22 protein-coding genes and 1 pseudogene are annotated in these 17,611 nt (G+C 37.0%); 13 read left to right on the forward strand and 10 right to left on the reverse strand.

What is annotated here, in order from left to right; translation table 11 throughout:
- The first annotated feature begins 3 nt into the window (after positions 1-3).
- From H514_RS0106495 to H514_RS0106515, 5 genes are all read left to right on the forward strand, one after another.
- Positions 4-777, forward strand: a complete 774-nt coding sequence (locus H514_RS0106495) for a hypothetical protein (protein ID WP_027446237.1) — start codon at positions 4-6, stop codon at positions 775-777.
- A gap of 181 nt (positions 778-958) precedes the next feature.
- Complete coding sequence (locus H514_RS0106500; RefSeq protein WP_036842000.1) at positions 959-1,474, forward strand: GNAT family N-acetyltransferase; 516 nt, start codon at positions 959-961, stop codon at positions 1,472-1,474.
- Between the two features lie 12 nt (positions 1,475-1,486).
- On the forward strand, positions 1,487-2,014 hold the full coding sequence (locus tag H514_RS0106505) for a hypothetical protein (protein WP_027446239.1): 528 nt from the start codon (positions 1,487-1,489) through the stop codon (positions 2,012-2,014).
- Between the two features lie 99 nt (positions 2,015-2,113).
- On the forward strand, positions 2,114-2,506 hold the full coding sequence (locus H514_RS0106510) for a hypothetical protein (protein ID WP_027446240.1): 393 nt from the start codon (positions 2,114-2,116) through the stop codon (positions 2,504-2,506).
- A gap of 37 nt (positions 2,507-2,543) precedes the next feature.
- Positions 2,544-3,131 carry a YdeI/OmpD-associated family protein gene (locus H514_RS0106515; protein ID WP_027446241.1) on the forward strand — a complete coding sequence of 196 codons (588 nt, stop codon included), beginning with the start codon at positions 2,544-2,546 and terminating at the stop codon, positions 3,129-3,131.
- Between the two features lie 77 nt (positions 3,132-3,208).
- On the opposite strand, the gene thrB is transcribed toward H514_RS0106515, so the two are convergent.
- The 3 genes from thrB to H514_RS0106530 are packed head-to-tail and all read right to left on the reverse strand — an operon-like array spanning position 3,209 to position 6,574.
- The gene (gene thrB / locus H514_RS22630; protein WP_051255056.1) at positions 3,209-4,180 is read right to left on the reverse strand and encodes a homoserine kinase; all 972 of its coding nucleotides are present in this window, start codon (positions 4,178-4,180) and stop codon (positions 3,209-3,211) included.
- 5 nt (positions 4,181-4,185) lie between these two features.
- Positions 4,186-5,244: a threonine synthase gene (gene thrC, locus H514_RS0106525; protein ID WP_027446242.1), complete on the reverse strand. Its 1,059-nt coding sequence runs from the start codon at positions 5,242-5,244 to the stop codon at positions 4,186-4,188.
- A gap of 1 nt (position 5,245) precedes the next feature.
- Positions 5,246-6,574: a homoserine dehydrogenase gene (locus tag H514_RS0106530; RefSeq protein ID WP_051255057.1), complete on the reverse strand. Its 1,329-nt coding sequence runs from the start codon at positions 6,572-6,574 to the stop codon at positions 5,246-5,248.
- A 214-nt stretch (positions 6,575-6,788) separates the two neighbouring features.
- Between H514_RS0106530 and H514_RS22635 the strand changes: the two are divergent.
- Both H514_RS22635 and H514_RS0106540 read left to right on the forward strand, forming a co-directional pair.
- A pseudogene (locus H514_RS22635) lies at positions 6,789-7,347 on the forward strand (NAD(P)H-dependent oxidoreductase).
- A 103-nt stretch (positions 7,348-7,450) separates the two neighbouring features.
- Entirely contained in the window at positions 7,451-8,572 is a 1,122-nt protein-coding gene (locus H514_RS0106540; protein ID WP_027446244.1) for a DEAD/DEAH box helicase, read from the forward strand.
- A 33-nt stretch (positions 8,573-8,605) separates the two neighbouring features.
- Here the strand turns inward: H514_RS0106540 and H514_RS0106545 are convergent, their stop codons facing one another.
- Positions 8,606-8,845 carry a hypothetical protein gene (locus H514_RS0106545; RefSeq protein WP_027446245.1) on the reverse strand — a complete coding sequence of 80 codons (240 nt, stop codon included), beginning with the start codon at positions 8,843-8,845 and terminating at the stop codon, positions 8,606-8,608.
- A 303-nt stretch (positions 8,846-9,148) separates the two neighbouring features.
- Here H514_RS0106545 and solA point away from each other — a divergent pair, with 303 nt between their 5' ends.
- The 4 genes from solA to H514_RS25285 all read left to right on the forward strand — a co-directional run bounded on the left by solA (position 9,149) and on the right by H514_RS25285 (position 11,682).
- Positions 9,149-10,282 (forward strand): N-methyl-L-tryptophan oxidase, encoded by a 1,134-nt coding sequence (solA, locus tag H514_RS0106550; RefSeq protein ID WP_027446246.1) that lies wholly within the window; start codon positions 9,149-9,151, stop codon positions 10,280-10,282.
- Positions 10,283-10,514: 232 nt separating this feature from the next.
- Positions 10,515-10,664, forward strand: coding sequence for a putative holin-like toxin (locus H514_RS25420; RefSeq protein WP_407946820.1), 150 nt, complete (start codon positions 10,515-10,517; stop codon positions 10,662-10,664).
- Between the two features lie 445 nt (positions 10,665-11,109).
- On the forward strand, positions 11,110-11,463 hold the full coding sequence (locus H514_RS0106565; protein ID WP_027446247.1) for a hypothetical protein: 354 nt from the start codon (positions 11,110-11,112) through the stop codon (positions 11,461-11,463).
- Between the two features lie 87 nt (positions 11,464-11,550).
- Positions 11,551-11,682 carry a hypothetical protein gene (locus tag H514_RS25285; protein WP_267879769.1) on the forward strand — a complete coding sequence of 44 codons (132 nt, stop codon included), beginning with the start codon at positions 11,551-11,553 and terminating at the stop codon, positions 11,680-11,682.
- A 49-nt stretch (positions 11,683-11,731) separates the two neighbouring features.
- Here the strand turns inward: H514_RS25285 and H514_RS0106575 are convergent, their stop codons facing one another.
- Positions 11,732-12,454: a 3-ketoacyl-ACP reductase gene (locus H514_RS0106575; protein ID WP_027446248.1), complete on the reverse strand. Its 723-nt coding sequence runs from the start codon at positions 12,452-12,454 to the stop codon at positions 11,732-11,734.
- Positions 12,455-12,601: 147 nt separating this feature from the next.
- On the opposite strand from H514_RS0106575, the gene H514_RS0106580 reads away from it, so the two are divergent.
- Positions 12,602-13,258 (forward strand): reverse transcriptase-like protein, encoded by a 657-nt coding sequence (locus H514_RS0106580; protein WP_027446249.1) that lies wholly within the window; start codon positions 12,602-12,604, stop codon positions 13,256-13,258.
- 87 nt (positions 13,259-13,345) lie between these two features.
- On the opposite strand, the gene H514_RS0106585 is transcribed toward H514_RS0106580, so the two are convergent.
- The 4 genes from H514_RS0106585 to H514_RS0106600 all read right to left on the reverse strand — a co-directional run bounded on the left by H514_RS0106585 (position 13,346) and on the right by H514_RS0106600 (position 15,643).
- A complete protein-coding gene (locus H514_RS0106585) occupies positions 13,346-13,825 on the reverse strand; it encodes a hypothetical protein (RefSeq protein ID WP_027446250.1) in 480 nt (159 codons plus the stop codon).
- A 17-nt stretch (positions 13,826-13,842) separates the two neighbouring features.
- Positions 13,843-14,658: a hypothetical protein gene (locus tag H514_RS0106590; RefSeq protein ID WP_027446251.1), complete on the reverse strand. Its 816-nt coding sequence runs from the start codon at positions 14,656-14,658 to the stop codon at positions 13,843-13,845.
- Between the two features lie 76 nt (positions 14,659-14,734).
- Positions 14,735-15,232 carry a hypothetical protein gene (locus H514_RS0106595; RefSeq protein ID WP_027446252.1) on the reverse strand — a complete coding sequence of 166 codons (498 nt, stop codon included), beginning with the start codon at positions 15,230-15,232 and terminating at the stop codon, positions 14,735-14,737.
- 180 nt (positions 15,233-15,412) lie between these two features.
- Positions 15,413-15,643 carry a hypothetical protein gene (locus H514_RS0106600; RefSeq protein WP_027446253.1) on the reverse strand — a complete coding sequence of 77 codons (231 nt, stop codon included), beginning with the start codon at positions 15,641-15,643 and terminating at the stop codon, positions 15,413-15,415.
- 364 nt (positions 15,644-16,007) lie between these two features.
- Between H514_RS0106600 and H514_RS0106605 the strand changes: the two genes are divergently transcribed.
- Positions 16,008-16,502: a GyrI-like domain-containing protein gene (locus tag H514_RS0106605; protein WP_027446254.1), complete on the forward strand. Its 495-nt coding sequence runs from the start codon at positions 16,008-16,010 to the stop codon at positions 16,500-16,502.
- A gap of 35 nt (positions 16,503-16,537) precedes the next feature.
- Here H514_RS0106605 and guaC read toward each other — a convergent pair whose 3' ends face one another.
- Positions 16,538-17,521: a GMP reductase gene (gene guaC, locus H514_RS0106610; RefSeq protein WP_027446255.1), complete on the reverse strand. Its 984-nt coding sequence runs from the start codon at positions 17,519-17,521 to the stop codon at positions 16,538-16,540.
- Between the last annotated feature and the right edge of the window lie 90 nt (positions 17,522-17,611).

Below are 17,611 nucleotides of genomic sequence, written 5' to 3' on the forward strand. Positions count from 1 at the left end.
CAGTTGAAAAGATTCATATGGTTAGGGATGCTTTCCCTTTTAATAATGAGCGCTTGTGGGACAACAAATGAGAAAGTGGCATCTGTTAACCTAGAGACGATTAAACATGAAGTTGAAAAGAATGGACTTTCGTTAGAGGCAACGATTAAAAAAGGCTCAAACATTCATGTAGAAGCTTCACTTACCAATGTTAGCGGAGAAACGATTGTTTACAATGGTCGGTGCGGTGTCCCTTTTTGGATTTCGATCCAGAAAGAAAATGCTCATGCTCATCTTATAGCTCCTAATAGCGAAAGAAATGGTTGTGAGGATATCTTTGACCCTGATGACTTAAGAGATATGAAACCAGGTGAATCATTTGAAATCGATAAAACGTTTGCTAAAAAAGTTAACCTAGATCAGAACAAAACGGTAAATGCCTTAAGTGGTAAATATGAGGTCTCTTTTTCATTCGAGATGCATAAGAAAGATACATTTTCATCAATGTTCCCTATAGAGCTAAAAAATGAAAACGAACCTGAAATTTTGACGGTAGAGCAAGCTATACAGACAGCGAAAGAGGACGGAGAAGTCAAGGAATGGATTGAAGGACATAAAGCAAAAGGTGTGTCCGTGGAATCAGAAGATGCTATTTTAAGCATGGGAATGTGGTCGGTTGGCTTCCATGCTATATACGAAGACAAGGCTTACAGAATTATTATTAACATGAATGCCAAATCAGGTGATATTCAAGACATTAACTATGAAGAGCTTGGGGAGAGCGTTATACGGTTTTAAAAGATTATTAATCATGGGACTAGAGATAAGTTTATCTTCACAGAGCGCAAACAACACAAGTGTTTGTGCTCTTTTTTACAAAAAAACCAATTTTTCTTGAGCTAGAGTAATACCATTAATACTATTTGGATATTTATGTTAAAGTTAATAGTGAATTGAATGTATATCTTTAATATGAGGAATGATTATAATTAATTTAGAGTCCAATAGATTAAACTTTCGTAAATATAAAGATCATGATTTTGACTTTTTATTCTCTCTATTATCAGATCCTGAAATGATGAGACATATTGGAGAAGGTAAGACAAGAGATAGAAAAGGAACTAAGAGGTTTTTAGACTGGATTTATAATACATATGAAATAGGTACAGATAAGGGACTTATGGTTCTAGAAGATAAGGATGACAATACTCCGATAGGGCATGCAGGCCTTGTTCCACAAAAGATAGAAGGAGTTGAAGAGCTGGAGATTGGCTATTGGATTTCGCGCGAGTATTGGGGAAAAGGTTATGCTACAGAAGCAGCAAAATCGTTATTGGATTATGGACAAAATCACCTTCAAGAAGAAAGATTGATATCTCTAATTCAGCGTGAAAATAAAGCTTCCAAAAGTATAGCAAACAAACTTGGGATGAGATTAGAAAAGGAAATAAAGTTGAACGGACAAAATGTTTGTGTGTATTCAATATCTAGATAAGTGGGGGATTTTTTGAAAAAAACTTTTATTTCTATAGTGATAGCTGTAATTCTTATTATTATTGCATTTGTTTATATAAACCTAAATTATTTGTACAATCCTCTTACATATCCAAATGATAATATTGAAAAATATGATTATTCTTTCCTAACTTTTAAAAAACCTATTGTGATGCAAGTAGTTAAATGGGATGAAGAGGGTCAGCAAAGTTTCTATCATTATGTTACGGACGAAAAGAAAATTAAAAATTTATTAGAACAATTTGATCGTGCTAACAAAATGAAAGACTTTACCATTGACCAATATTTAGCAAATCTGCCATTTGGTGAAAGAGGGTCAGAATATAACATAATTTTTAGACAGGTAGAACGTTGGGATCATAATAACGTTGCTCATGGGAGAATTCTTATTAATTTTACTTTTTATAAAAATAATGATGTTATTGAGATTTCTGGTGTTCATTTCTATGAACTAAAGGCCAGTTTTAAAGAAGACATTTTAAACGCTTTATCCAATAAAGATAAGTGGATCACTAAGTAAAAGTTTTAATTATTAGTTTGATAGGTACTTTTGGAGTGAAGGTATCACAAAAACTAGTTTGGGTTTTCAGGATAAGTCTCATTTGTAAGGGGGAGTAAGTTGAAAAGAAAACTACCACTTATTAGTGTCTATTTTGTAATTATATTAGGGTTAATACTGATGTTTTACCAGTCTCAAAAAATGAACTCTTCAAATGAGCTGGAGGATAAAAGACAAGAGGTAGTCGATCAATTAGCAAACAATTTAGGCGCTTTTAACCCGACTCTGGCTGCCTTTGTTGATGATGATTACAAATCCATAGTTGCTTCTAAAATAACTTCAGAGGGTACATACGTCTTTGATAGAGGGTTGGCTGAAAATAAATTCCCATTTGGCAATTATATCGTTACATATGACTTGAAAGATATGGAGATTATTTCTGAAGAATTAATAGTTACTAACCCTAAATATTTAGATAAATGGCGTCAATTTAAAGAAGTAACAAAAAAATAAATATCAGCTGGATGAAAATCGAAAAGGGGTGTTTCTAATGACAAATAGTAATATGAATCCTAAGGTTGATGAATTTTTAAGAAAAGCTGATCAATGGAAAGAAGAATTTGAAAAGTTGAGAAATATCATTCTCGACTGTGAGCTGACTGAAGAATATAAGTGGATGAAGCCTTGTTACACGTTTGACGGGAAAAATATCGTTTTAATACATGGATTTAAAGAATATTGTGCGCTTCTGTTTCACAAAGGCGCCTTGTTAAAGGACTCTCAAGGGATTTTGATCCAACAAACTGAAAATGTACAGGCGGCACGTCAAATTAGGTTCACTAATGTCCAAGAAATAAACGATTTAGAACCCATCTTGAAAGACTATATTCGGGAAGCCATTGAAATTGAAAAAGCCGGATTGGAAGTAGAAAAGAAAACAGAATTCGAATTACCTGAAGAACTTCAAAGTAAATTCAACGAAATGCCAGAATTGAAAACGGCTTTTGAAGGGTTGACGCCGGGGAGACAAAGAGCATACTTTCTTTATTTTTCTAAAGCGAAAAAATCCAAAACACGAGTGTCTAGGATTGAAAAATATACACAACAAATCCTTAATGGTAAGGGGTTGAATGATTAAGAATCGGACTATTTTCTAGATAAAAGAAACGTCTAGGTTCCCAACCCCAGACGTTTCTGTGTGTTCCTGTACATGCTTTACGCCATAAATGCTTGCGTGTTACATAAGTATTCTAAATCATCACCAACATAAACCTGTACACCAAAATGGTCGACATTTAATGGGATGACATCGACGTCATGTGCCTCAGATTTTAAGAATTGCTCCATATACAATTGAGCTTTTTTTAGATTTGCCTTTTGGGGTACGAGTCCTAAGACAGTTGGTCCTGCACCACTAATCATGAAGCCTAAAGCTCCTATTTCATCTTGACTGTTCATTAAACGATCAAATCCAGGAATCGAGTCTTGGCGGTAAGGTGTGTGGAGTTTATCAAAAAAGCCTGTCTTCAAGCCTTCTTCATCCCCCAACATGATAGAGGAAACCAATAAACCATACCGACTTAAATTAAAGATAACATCCTGCTTTTCGTAGGAGTCAGGTAACTTCTTTCGAGCGCTTGCTGTAGAAGAAGAGTAAGATGGTATAGCCGCTAGCCATTTCCACTTGTTCGGGAAGGGGATATAGTTGTGCTGGACCTTCTTAGCCTCCCAGTCCATAGCACCTACAAATACACCACCAAATAAGGAAGCTCCCACATTATCGGGATGACCTTCTTTTTCTGCTGCCAGCCAAAGAAGATCATCTTTAGATAAAGCTCCTCCTAACCACTTATTTATAGCAACAAGTCCAGCTACAAAGGCTGAAGCGCTACTACCTAAACCACGAGTTGAAGGAATAGTTGATTTGACGATTACTTTTACATTTGGAATGTCCCTTTGAAGAAGTTCGCAAACTTTCTTCATAGCTTGGAAAATTAAGTTCTCTTCATTTGTGAAAGGGAAAGGAGTATGGTTTCCGTTCTCATCTATCCATTCAAATTGAAGGTGATTATGTGAAGACATCTCAACTTCTGTGTACATATCTAAAGCAATGCCAATCGAATCGAAACCTGAACCTAAATTAGCTGTACTTGCAGGTGCCCTCACTTTAATTTTTTCATGAGACATAATCATTACTCCTCATTGCCAAATATATTTTGTACTAAGTCTGCTTCTGTGGCTGGTACTGGCTTCATTTCTTGTTGGATGTTTGACATGGCCGCGTCCGGATCTTTTAGGCCATTTCCTGTAAGAACTGTCACAATCGTTGACCCTTCAGGAATTTTGCCTTGCTTGGATTGTTTAATTAACCCTGCAAGTGAAGAAGCTGAAGCGGGTTCGCAAAAGACTCCCTCTTTTTGAGCTAAGAGTTGATAAGCTTCGCGGATTTCATCATCAGATACTTCATCAATAAGTCCTTGTGATTCATCCCTTGCTTGAATAGCTAGTTGCCAGCTTGCTGGGTTCCCAATGCGGATAGCGGTAGCAAAGGTATCAGGTTCTTCGTACACTTTATTATTTACGATGGCAGCTGCACCTTCTGCTTCAAATCCCCACATTTGAGGGGAGGTAGAACACAACTCATGATCTAGTGCTTCTTTAAATCCCTTCCAATAAGCAGAAATGTTTCCTGCATTTCCTACAGGTAGGGCAAGAACATCAGGCGCATGACCAAGCTGTTCAATGATTTCAAAAGAGGCTGATTTCTGTCCCTCAAGTCGGTAGGGATTGATTGAATTTACAATCTCTAAAGGATATTTTTCTCCTAATTGCCTTACGATCTCTAACGCTTGATCAAAATTGCCTTCAACTGAAATGATTTTTGCCCCGTAATGGATCGCTTGAGCTAGTTTTCCTAGCGCTACATATCCATGAGGAATGACTACGAAACACTCCATTCCAGCTCGTGCTGCGTATGCTGCAGCAGAAGCAGATGTGTTACCTGTAGAGGCGCAGATGATTGCTTTAGCACCTTTTTCTTGTGCTTTTGCGACAGCCATAGCCATGCCACGGTCTTTAAATGAGCCTGTAGGATTTAAACCTTCTACTTTCATGTAGACATGTGCGGATAATAGTTCTGATAGGGAATCCGCATAAAGTAGAGAGGTATTGCCTTCACCTAATGTGACTCGAGGTGTTTTTTCTGAGACGGGTAGATAGTTGCTATATCGTTCTATGATCCCTTTTGACATGTCATTCGCCACCTTCAACTGCGTAACAGCTTGCTAGTTCTAACGTTGGATTGAGAGACTCGATTTTTCCTTTCCAATCTTCTAAAGCTAATAAGGATACTTCGTGCGTTACGATGACCACTTCAGCTTTTTCCTCACTATATGGTTTTTGTACCATGTTCGAAATGCTCATATTATTTTCTGCTAGGGAGTTTGCGATTGTTGCCATTACACCAGGTTCGTCTTGAACAAGTAAACGAACATAATAGCTGTGTTTTCGGCGTTCTTTTGGTTTCATTTTCTTAACGTTGAATGGAGCAACATTGCCTTTGCCATTAACTCCTAGCTTGATGTTTTTAACCACTGTAACCAAGTCTGATGTAACCGCAGTGGCAGTAGGTAATTCACCTGCTCCTGGTCCATAAAACATCGTTTCACCAACTGATTCACCATGAACGTAAACCGCATTATTTACGCCATCTACATTGGCAAGAGGGTGAGATTTTTTAATAAAAGTAGGTTGAACAGACAGCTCAACTTCTTCATTTTGTTTGTCTGCGATTCCTAATAATTTAAGTTCATATCCAAATTCTCTTCCGTATTGAACATCTTTTTGATCAATAGAAGAAATTCCTTGAACGTCAACTTCATCTAGAGAGAATTCTGTGTTGTATCCTAGAGTTCCTAAAATCGCAACTTTTCTAGCTGCATCCAAACCTTCAACGTCTGATGTTGGATCTGCCTCAGCATAGCCCAAGTCTTGTGCTTCTTTAAGACAAGTATCGTAATCTACACCTTCTTGAGCCATTTTCGAAAGCATATAGTTTGTTGTTCCATTTAAAATCCCTAACATTTTCGTGATTCGGTCGGATGAAAAGCCATCTCCTAAACCTCTTAAAATAGGGATTCCGCCTGCAACACTAGCTTCATAGAATAAGTCACAATTTTGTTCACCTGCGAGGCTTAACAACTCACCGCCATGAAGGGCGATTAAATCTTTATTAGCAGTCACAACATGTTTTTTACTGTTTAACGCTTGCGTAATGTATTCACGTGCTTCTTCAACTCCACCCATGACTTCGACAATCATATCGATGTTTGGGTCTTGTAATACTTCATTTGGATCTGTTGTATATAGGTCTGGGTTGATTTCAATAGATCTTAATTTATTTGGTGAATTCACTAGAATTTTACTAATGGAGATTTGGCAACCTGTTTTATGTTGCAAATCTTCTTGATAATCCTCAATCATTCGGTAAACACCAGTACCCACCGTTCCAAGTCCTAATAGGCCAATACGTATATGTTGCAATTCGCTTTGTTCATTCTGGTTTAATGCTTGCTGTTTCATTAAAATCCTCTCCTAACCTGACTATTAAATGTCTTTTTGGTGTGTACATATGTTTATTTATAGAGGACATTGTAGCAAGTAGCAGAGAAAGAATCAATGCTTTTTCAAAGATTTAAAAAAATTCTTATAATAAGGATTCATTTGTACCATTAGAATACAAAGCTTATGTGGAGTAAAATATTAATAAACAACGAAGATAAGAGGAGAGAGAAGAATGGAAAATATCCTAGTACTAAATGGGCATGAATACTATAAGCATTCAAGAGGCGAACTCAATCAGACGATGTTTGATGCGATTGTAGAATTATTAGAACCACACTATAACGTGAAAACCACTGTTCTAAAGGACGGTTTTAATAAAGAGGAAGAGCAGGAGAAAATGTTATGGGCTGATGCAGTGATTCTATCAAACACCGATTTATAATTATAGTGTTCCAGCTGTCTTTAAAAAATATCTAGATCAAACTCATGAGCATGGAGTCTATTTTCGTGGGAAAACAAAAGAATATGGCATTGGAGGTGGATTGTTAGAAGGCAAGAAATATATGTTTTCAACCACTTGGAATGCTCCAGCAGAGGCGTTTAATGACCGTAATAAGTTTTTTGAAGGGCGTAATGTAGAGGATGTTTTGTTCCATCTACATCTAATCCATAAATATACCGGGATGGAAGGGTTGAAGACATTTTCATGTTTTGATGTTAAAAAGAACCCTGATATTGACTTTTATAAAAAAGATCTTAAGGATCATTTGGGTCGTTATTTTCAAGTTTAAGCTTGGGAGCCGACCTATTATTTTGCTATGTTTATGACTCGTTTTATGGCATAATAAGTAGTCATGATTATTTATTTAGCCCTTTTACAGAAAGGAAATAACGATGGAACAAATTGAATGGAAGTCTTTTATACATGATGCTTGGGAGAAGTCAGGATTTGAAGAACCTACAGCAATTCAAACGAAAGTAAGTACACCAATCCTAAACGGGGAAGATGTTATTGCGAAATCTCCTACAGGAAGCGGCAAAACACTAGCTTATCTATTGCCATTACTGCAAAAAATCGACACGGAAAAGAAGCATGTTCAAGTCGTGATTTTGGCCTCTTCACATGAATTAGTCATGCAAATTCATCAAGAGGTTCAAAAGTGGACGCAGGGAAGCGGTATTTCCAGCGCGACATTAATCGGCGGTGCCAATATGAAACGCCAGATTGAAAAGCTCAAGAAAAAGCCAAATGTGGTTATTGGAACACCTGGGCGTGTATCTGAATTAATTAATCAGAAGAAATTAAAGATGCACGAGGTCCAAACCCTTGTTTTAGATGAAGGGGACCAGCTTTTAGTACCTGAGCATCGAAAAACGATTCACGGTATTGTCAAAAGCACATTAAATGATCGCCAACTTCTTTTGTTTTCAGCTACGCTCAGTGAAAACACTGAACAAGAAGCAAAGGAATTTATGAAAGAACCTGAAGTGATAAAAGTTTCAGAAGAAGAAATCAACAAGCCGGAAGTCGAGCATATCTATTTTGTATCTGAGGCTCGAGATAAAATCGATATCGTTAGGAAAATTGCAAGGCATGGTGAAGTCAAGGCTCTTGCATTCCTAAAAGAAATTAGTCACCTGCAAGCTATGGCTGAGAAGCTTGAGTATAAAGGGCTTTCTGTTGGTGTATTGAACAGTGATTCCAATAAACAAGACCGTGCAAATACACTTAAGGATTTCCGTAGTGGAAAACTACCTTTATTACTATCAACGGATGTGGCAGCCAGAGGGTTAGATATTAGAGATTTAACCCACATCATTCATGTTGACCTTCCAGAAGATGTGAATCAATATATTCACCGTTCGGGAAGAACTGGGAGATTAGGGTCCACTTCAGGAACAGTTATATCAGTGGTTACTCCTAAGGAAGAGAAAACGTTGAAGAAGTTTAGTCGTGATCTAGGAATACCAGTAAGTAAAAAAGTGTTTTATAAAGGCGAAATAAAGGATGCATAATGAGTGAGGGGTACACTGAAGTGTACCCCTTTTTCAATTATTGGTTTTATAAAGAAATACTTTTTGGCACCGTTCATTGTCAAAGCAAACAATGCAAGGTTTTCGATCATAAGGGTAGTACTCCATTCGTAAAGGCACAATTTGTAACTGTGTTAAAAGTTGTTCATTTGATTGAACTTCTTCCAACTTAATAATCGTTTCAGGTTCATGTTCTTCTTGATGGTACCCTAGAACAGAATAATTTTCGTCCTCTAGAAACTGTAAAAGCTCCAAGATAAGCCCCCTAAGTTAGTCAAAATCACTCTTCTCATCCTTTGATGAATATGCCTATCCCCTTCATAAAAGACACCAATATTATTCACACTAAAGAGTCGCTACTTAACACTATACTCTTTATTATATCAGAAAAACATTAGTGCTTATTGGATATGTACCCTGTAACCCAATAATAAAACTGATACTGTATTAAATTAATGATTTTGAAATAATATTGTAAACCTTTATTAAACCGATTTATTGACGTGTTAAAGTAAATCTTTTAGAGTAATCTGAACAAAAACTAAGGAGGGTGAGCTCATGAAAGATGTATATGATGTTGTGATTGTTGGTGGCGGATCAATGGGGATGTCAGCAGCTTATCAAACAGCGAAGCAGGGATTGAGTACTTTAATTATTGATAAGGATGATCCCCCTCATGATCAAGGGAGCCATCACGGAAGTACTCGTGCGATTCGTCACGCTTATGGTGAGGGGAGTGCATATGTCCCTTTAGTCTTAAGAGCACAAGAATTATGGGAGCAGTTACAGAAAGAAAGTGGTAGAAAGGTATTTCAGCGTACAGGGGTTCTAGGAATAGGGGATAAGGATTCTGCTTTTGTGAAAGAGACAATTACTAGTGCTCAAACGTATAAGCTGGAACATGAAATACTTTCTTCTGAAGAAATATCGAATCGCTGGAGTGGACTTAAAGTTCCAGAACATTTTATAGGCTGTTTTGAACAGAAGTCTGGTGTACTTTTTAGTGAAGAGGCTATTCGTGCTTATCGTGAATTAGCTGAAAAACACGGAGCAAGATTGGTAAAGAATACGGAAGTTAACAAAATTGATGAAGACGGAGGTCAACCAATTAAAGTTCAAACTAGTTGTGGTGATTATTTTGGCAGGAAAGTCATTGTTACCACAGGGGCTAACCTCACTCTCTCCATTGATTTGCCTATCCAACCAATTCGTAAAACATTTGCTTGGTATGAAGGGGATGAGACGCTTTTTGGTCATGAGAATTTCCCAGCATTTTTTGTAGAGCAACATGAAAGTACGCATTATGGCATGCCAAGTCTTAATGGAGAAGGTGTGAAAATCGGTCGGCATGACGGTGGACAACCTATTCATGGGAAAGAGGAGTTATTATCATTTGGCTCCTATAAACAAGATAAAGAGGAACTTCATTCTTTAGTAGATCAATTTTTCCCAAGCATAAATAAGGATACAATCCAGGGCAAAGTGTGTACATATGCGAGAACTCCTGATGAAGATTTCATTATAGATCAACATCCTAGGAATAAGAACCTTATCATAGCGGGTGGTTTTTCTGGTCACGGGTTTAAGTTTAGTAGTGTGATTGGGGAAATATTGAGTGATCTGGTTGTTAAGGGGGAGAGTGAGTTTGATTTATCTATGTTTTCATTAGGTCGGTTTACTGAAGAAAATTAGAGAGGTGCTTATGTGAAAAATTACCTAATTCTAGTTATGGTTCAAGTATGGAAGTCGTTTTATAAGTGGGGTGCACAGCATTTGGAGGTGTCTTTATTTACTAGAATTTTTGATATGGAAAAATATGATTTAATATGAAAGATGTACTATATTTGAGTTAAAGGGAACATATGTTCTGTTAAAAGCGAACAGTTTATGATAATATCGTAAATAGATAACGTTCCATGTGAAGGTGGTCGGCTACCCTCTGAAGAAGGGAGGGGATGCCTTGAATGCGTATGAGGTCTTAATGGTACTGTTCACTTTTGGGCTTTTCATGGTCGCGACTTTAAGTTTCGTCGTGAAAATAGTATCTGAATTCTTGAAGAATAATAAAAAGTAGACCTCCCTTCAACAGCAAATTGGACGGGCGAGGTCTACTTTCATATAGGCCGATCCCTAATGGGAACGTTTATCTAGTGACCGTAGTTGCAGCTACGGTCATTTTTTAATTTATGTTTTTATTATCTTTATATTACCACAGATGTTCGTTTTATCACAATTAAAACTGTGGAGGGTTTGTTGGTGAGAACAGAGGTGTGATTTGAGATGGGGAATGGAGTAAAGAGCTCTGGTTTGGAAGGGGTTGGTGAAGAGGGGTGAATGTATTCCGAATGGAGCCCTTATTCGGAAAGGTTCTAGTCAAAACAGCAAATACTTTTCCGAAAACCCCCACTAGGTTAGCTGGTCAATATTTCTCCTATTTAAAAAAAGTTAACCAAAAACGTAAACCTTTTTCCATAAGCGACGTCTATATAAATGAAACAATAAAACAGGAGGTCGTTTATATGGTGAAAAAATTGGCTGTCCTTATGATTAGTGTGATGACCCTATTCGTTTTAGGAGCATGTGGGTTTACAGTTGAACAACACGAAGAAATGGGTGGAGGTTCAACAAGTGAAAATGCTGGAACTATGCCTGCTGGTCAGGAGGCACCGGAGCAAATGGGTGTGTTACAAGAAATTCAGTCTTCAGGGGATGTCGTGATCACAGTAGATGGGCAAGATGTAATGTACCGTTTATCAGAGGATGCTAAAGCTCAAATTGAGAATGAGGATGTAAAAGATGGTGATGAGGTAACGTTCACAACTTACTCCATTGGTGATGACCGAGAGACTATTGATAAATTCATAATCGAATAAAAAGCATTATCCTTTGTGCATAATTTAGAGATGATTGGTATAACCTAATCCTTTTACGTTCACAATATTAATAAAGGAGGGGTATTCATGTCTTTTGATTATGCAAACTTATCGGAGGAAAAAATAAAAGACCTTAAGGAATTAGAGGATAAGCATGATGTTGTTTTAATTGCTTTTGATTCAAAATATAAAGATAAAATTGAGGAATCAGCTAAATAGGATAAAAAAGGTGTCAGTTACAATGGACTGACACCTTTTTTATCAAACATTAAAACGGGTTTGTCGCCCACTGTAAGGACTGCTTAATAAAGATGCGAGGGTGTAGTTTCAGCTGAGAGACCATATATTCCGCCATATCCTCAGGTTGCATGAATTTTTCTTTATTCTGCTCATCAAGCTTTTCCCCGAAAGCAAGTTCTGTTGCGACAAGGCTTGGGTTAAGCGTGAATACGCGGATGTTATTTCTTCGTACTTCTTGCATAAGGGCTTCAGTCATACCTTGTATTGCGAATTTAGATGCACTATATGAAGTTGATCCTGCTGTACCTTTCAATCCATTACTTGAGGAGATATTAATGATATCCCCTTGATCTTTTTCAATCATTTGCGGTAAAACAGCGCGTGTAACATGATAGGTGCCATAAACATTCACCTCAAATGTATGCTTCCAGTCTTCAGGCTCGACCTCTAAGAATGATCCATGTAAACCAATCCCTGCATTATTGATCAAAATATCAGCAGAGCCAAGGTTTTGTTGTAAATTAGCGACTGCTTGATTGACTTTCTCCATATCAGAGATGTCCACAGCTTCATAGCTAGCGTTAACACCAAGTGCTTTTGCCTGTTCAGCAACTTCTTTTAGCTTGCTTTCCGTACGAGCAATCAACCCTACATGTACACCTTCTTTAGCAAACTCCAGAGCAGTAGAGCGACCAATGCCACTGCCAGCTCCTGTAATATATGCAACTTTGCCTCTTATATCTTGTCCCATTTTCAACTCCCTTTCTTTAGTTCTTAAGAATAAGTGTAAGATCTGGAGAGTGGAGATTCAAAGATAACGGTTTAAAAAATAATCATGTATAATGCAGGGTACAATAATAAAAAGAGGATAAAATCAGAGAAGGGTGGTCTTTTACCGATGAGAGTAAAAATGGAATTAATCTATAAATCGCCAAAAGGCAATGAAACAACATTTATCTCTGAGGAAATGTTAGCTGGCAAAGCTCTTGTCCTAGCTGAGGACATTGAGAAAACAGGTCGCATGAAAGATGTAACGTTTATAGATCCTAAAGAAAACACCTGGAACTTAAAAGAACTAAGAGAATTCATGAAGGGAATTCAAACAGAACCACACAATATCAAGGTCTATTTTGATGGTGGTTATAATCTTGAAACGAGGACCTCAGGTTTAGGGTGCGTGATCTATTATGAACAGAATGGAAAATCCTATCGGTTAAGAAAAAATGCAAAAGTGGAGGAACTGGAATCAAATAATGAGGCTGAATATGCTGCGCTTCATCTCGGCCTTCAAGAATTAGAGTTTTTGGGCGTCGAGCATCAAACAGTAGAGGTGATTGGTGATTCAAAGGTGGTCATTAATCAATTAACAGACGAATGGCCAGTACTAGAAGAAGAATTATCTAGATGGGCGGATCGGATAGAAGAGAATATGGGGGAGATCAATATTACTCCAGAATATAAAGCTGTTTCTCGAAAAGAAAACAATGAGGCTGATAGGCTCGCATCTCAAGCTTTAAAGGGTGTGGAAGTATCGAGTAAGATTGAGATTAACTAAGGTGGTTTTTTATGGAAAACTATCTGTGGATAGAACATGAATGGAAATAAGGTCTCTCAAAATGGTAATAAGGAGACCTTAAATAAGCTATATACAAGGTGGTAATATAAATTCTCCTTGTATCGTTACAATTTGTTCATCGACACATAATTCAGAATCCATAATCTCTTTATCTGCATCTATTGAAATCTCGCATTCGTTAATAAAACAGAGTTGATCTTCTTCTGGACATTTTATATTCATTACTTGATTAACGCAGACAGTATCTTGACAACAAAGGTAGGTTATTTGTTCACATGAATTTTGGACCTCAATAGCAACTAAATAGGGAATAGAACCTACTGCTGAAATTGTAGTAAGCTCAGCATTGCACTCAATTTGTTGTTCACTATTACATGGGTCTGTAACATCAATTGATTCTTCACAAGTTCCTATAATAGTAGTTAAGCAATTAGGATCAAACGTAATTTCAGGTGGAGTACATACAATATCTAGGTGAGCAGGCACAATGATCTGGCAGCAAAATGGAACTCTGTTGTTACAAGATATTGATTGACAATTCACCATAATTCACAACTCCTTTCTTATGTGGGACAAGTTGTCGTTACGGTTGCTGTAATTTTAACGAAATTTCTTTCAGGACATTCTAATGACTCCACCTGATTTGCGCTTGGATCTAATATGCCAATAACATTACAAAAGTCGATATTATCGCAGTTGTTTCTAGTACGACACTCAAGGTCAATGCCGCACACTACATCAGAACAACATAACCAACTTGTTCTACCGCAATCATTTTTCACTTGTATGGCTACTTGGATAGGGATACATCCTTTAATGAGAATACTATTTCCATTATTATCACAATCAAGACATTCGGGATTAAAACTAATTTTGGGTGTAGAGGAAGCGAGAGATAGATAGCTAGGAAGACTAATTGTACAACAAAAGTCAGGATTAGGATCACAAGTGGGACCGATTAAGGGTCTGGTACTGGTTTGAAATGTAGGTGTTCCGGCTTTAAATCCAACATTGACACACCCTTCAAATAACTCTCCTGCAAAAGTGACACAAAATCTTATTGCAGGGTCATTTGCATTATTCCCAACTGATTCATTAAATTTAACTCCAACTAAGTTGACTTGACCGGATTGAGGGGCAGACACCTTCTCGTAGTCTGCGCTTTCCACATTTCCATTTGGAAGTACTTGTTTTGTACTTTCAACAATAGAAAATTCATCTGCAGGACAATCAACTTCTAATACCCAATTACTCAACTCATTTTCACTAGTCCCTAGCCCTTTCACATCATAGCAAAAAGTTGTGTTCGAACCATTGTAATTTCTACTAACAAATGTAAATGTGTAACCATTAAGAGTAACTGTATTTGTACATGGCATCCAGTGGAACCTCCTTCCTTATAAAGCTAATTGAAAAGGGTAGAATAGACCCTACCCTTTTGTCTTTTAATTGTGATTATGCTTCTGCTGGTGCTGGACATGATGGAAGAGTGATTGTTCCAGAAATCTCATAAATTGTGTCATTGCAACTAGTGCCTATCATAATAGGGGAATTAATGTTAGTTACTCTACTTGTATCAAAATCAATACCATCACATACCCCTTCACTAGAACAACTTGAACATAGAATTCTGTCTACACAAACTGTTCCTGTGCACCCCACTGAAGTACTGGTGCCGTTACTTGAATTGGTTACTGGTTGTGCTAAATAAAATGGAATACATCCCTCTGCCTTAACCACATCAATAACTACATCACAACTCAGCGGATTTTCTCCATCACATGGATCCGGAATTGAAACGTCTTGTTGAGTACATTGCTCAACAACACATTTAAGAGCACTCGTTTCAATTCCCACTGTTGCTGTACCATTTAAAGTGAAGTTGCTAGGAACCACCACCGTACAACAAAAATCTACTTCATTTCCACACGTCAAATCACTACAATTAACCATCTAAATTCCTCCTAAAATTTTTTGGATTAATCTACTTTTACTATCTTAGGATTTTCTCCCAAAATAATAATCTTGTAGATCATCACGTTATAGCTAATGCAATTATAAAAAGAATAGATACGGCTAATTTACCATTAATTTAGAAAATAATGTTAAATGATAAATTTGCTTATGTTAAAACTAGTTGTTATTCTTAGTGAATAAATTTTTTATTTTTTGTAAAAAGCTCTTTTTTCTTTGAGGTTCTGCATTTTCTTCAGTTAGAAGGGGAGCATTAGTAGGTTTTTTTGAGCTTTCTTCTTGTCGATTAATATTCTTCGTAACTTTTGAATAGCTTCTTCGTGTATTTCTAGTACTGCTATCATGTACTCTTTTCGTACACCCACATTCTTTTCTTGATCTTTTATCCATATTAAAAACCCTCCCTTAATTCAATAGTTCGTTTTAGAATATGTAATAAAGTTTAAGAATGAAGGTGCACTTTACCTATTACATATAAAAATGAATGAGAAAAGATAGAAAATGTGTGAATGTACAACTATCTATTCGGTTATAAAAGTACGATTGAGATCACGTAAAAACCATTTAAAAAAGCACCTGCATCAACTTGCAGGTGCTTTGCTTTTAAGAAGAAGATTATTCGACGAAAACCGGGGAGTTACAGACGCCACCTGTTAAGCATAGTTATTTTTTCAAAGCAGAACCTTTGAATTAGAAGGATTACATAAACGAAAGTAGAATATTAATTAAAAGATCAAAGTGGAGGTAGAGCTTCATGTTAAAAGATAATATTAATATTGTAACAATACCAGCGTATCGAGTGATTGGGCAGAAGTGGGAAGGTCCTTATTCTGAGGTTCCTAAATTAAAAAATGTAATAGCTAGTGTGAGTGAAAGAGTAGGAGAGTTAGAGTATGCGGTAAATCCAAAACTACAATTAGGTTTATCTTATAATTTAAGACAAGATGGATTTGTGCATTATTCAGGATATGAAGTTACAGATGATCAGCCGATTCCTGAAGGTATGCTAGAGTTTCAGGTTCCGGAAATGACCTATTTAATAACCGAACATGAAAAGGGTCAAAACATTGGTCAATCCTATGAAGAAATCTATCAATGGATAAAAGAGAATGGGTATGTTCCTTTTCAAGAGAAAGATGAAGAGTATTATGATAAGTTACCGATCAAACATGAACGTTATCCGGCCGATCGAGACTTAGATGATCCTCATTTTGATATTTTGATTCCTATTTCAAAGCAGAATCAATAGAAAAAGGTGAGCCATAAATAGCTCACCCTTTTTTATTAGTAAACTTTATCTCCATTAAAAATAGAGTTCTTCACCACAACATAGTCCACGTGACGAATGGAATCCAATGTGCTACCACCTGCATAGGAGATTGCGGATTGAAGATCTTGTTCCATTTCTTCTAACGTGTCTTTTAAAGATCCTTTATGCTCAACGAACATTTTCTTTCCTTCCACGTTCTTCTTTTCACCTTTTTGGAACTCAGAAGCGGAACCGAAATATTCTTTATATAGCTTTCCGTCTTTTTCGACTGTCTCACCTGGGGATTCTTCGTGCCCTGCAAAAAGTGATCCAATCATGACCATGGTTGCTCCGAAGCGGATCGATTTAGCAACATCACCATGTGTTCGAATGCCACCATCAGCAATGATTGGTTTGCTGGCTGCTTTTGCACACCAACGGAGAGCTGCTAACTGCCAGCCTCCTGTTCCGAAGCCAGTTTTAATCTTAGTAATACAAACCTTACCAGGTCCAATTCCAACTTTTGTTGCATCTGCACCTGCATTTTCTAACTCTCTAACAGCTTCTGGTGTTCCCACATTACCAGCAATAACAAACGTTTTGGGTAAGTGTTTTTTGATATGTTGAATCATTTCAATAACAGCATTTGAATGACCGTGCGCAATATCGATCGTAATGAATTCTGGAAGCAGTCCTTCATGTGCTAACGCTTCAACGAATCCGTACTCTTCTTGTTTTACTCCGACAGAGATGGATGCGATCAATTCACGAGCATGCATGTCTTGAATAAATGCCTTTCTTGTTTCGGGCTCAAAACGGTGCATGACATAAAAGTATCCATTTTCCGCAAGAGATGTTGAGACTTCTTCATCTATAATGGTCTGCATATTGGCAGGTACTACTGGTAGTTTAAAAGAATGGCCACCTAACGTTATGGATGTATCACATTCAGAACGGCTGTTCACCACACATTTTGCAGGAATTAATTGAACATCTTCATAATCAAATACATTTTCCACGAAAAACACCCCTAAAAGACGAATGATTTTTAATTGGTTTAAATAATTGTTCGTACATTGTGTAATTTACATGATTTTGGGTGATTTGTC

It is taken from the genome of Pontibacillus marinus BH030004 = DSM 16465, from assembly GCF_000425225.1.
GTDB classification, from domain to species: Bacteria; Bacillota; Bacilli; order Bacillales; family BH030062; genus Pontibacillus; species Pontibacillus marinus.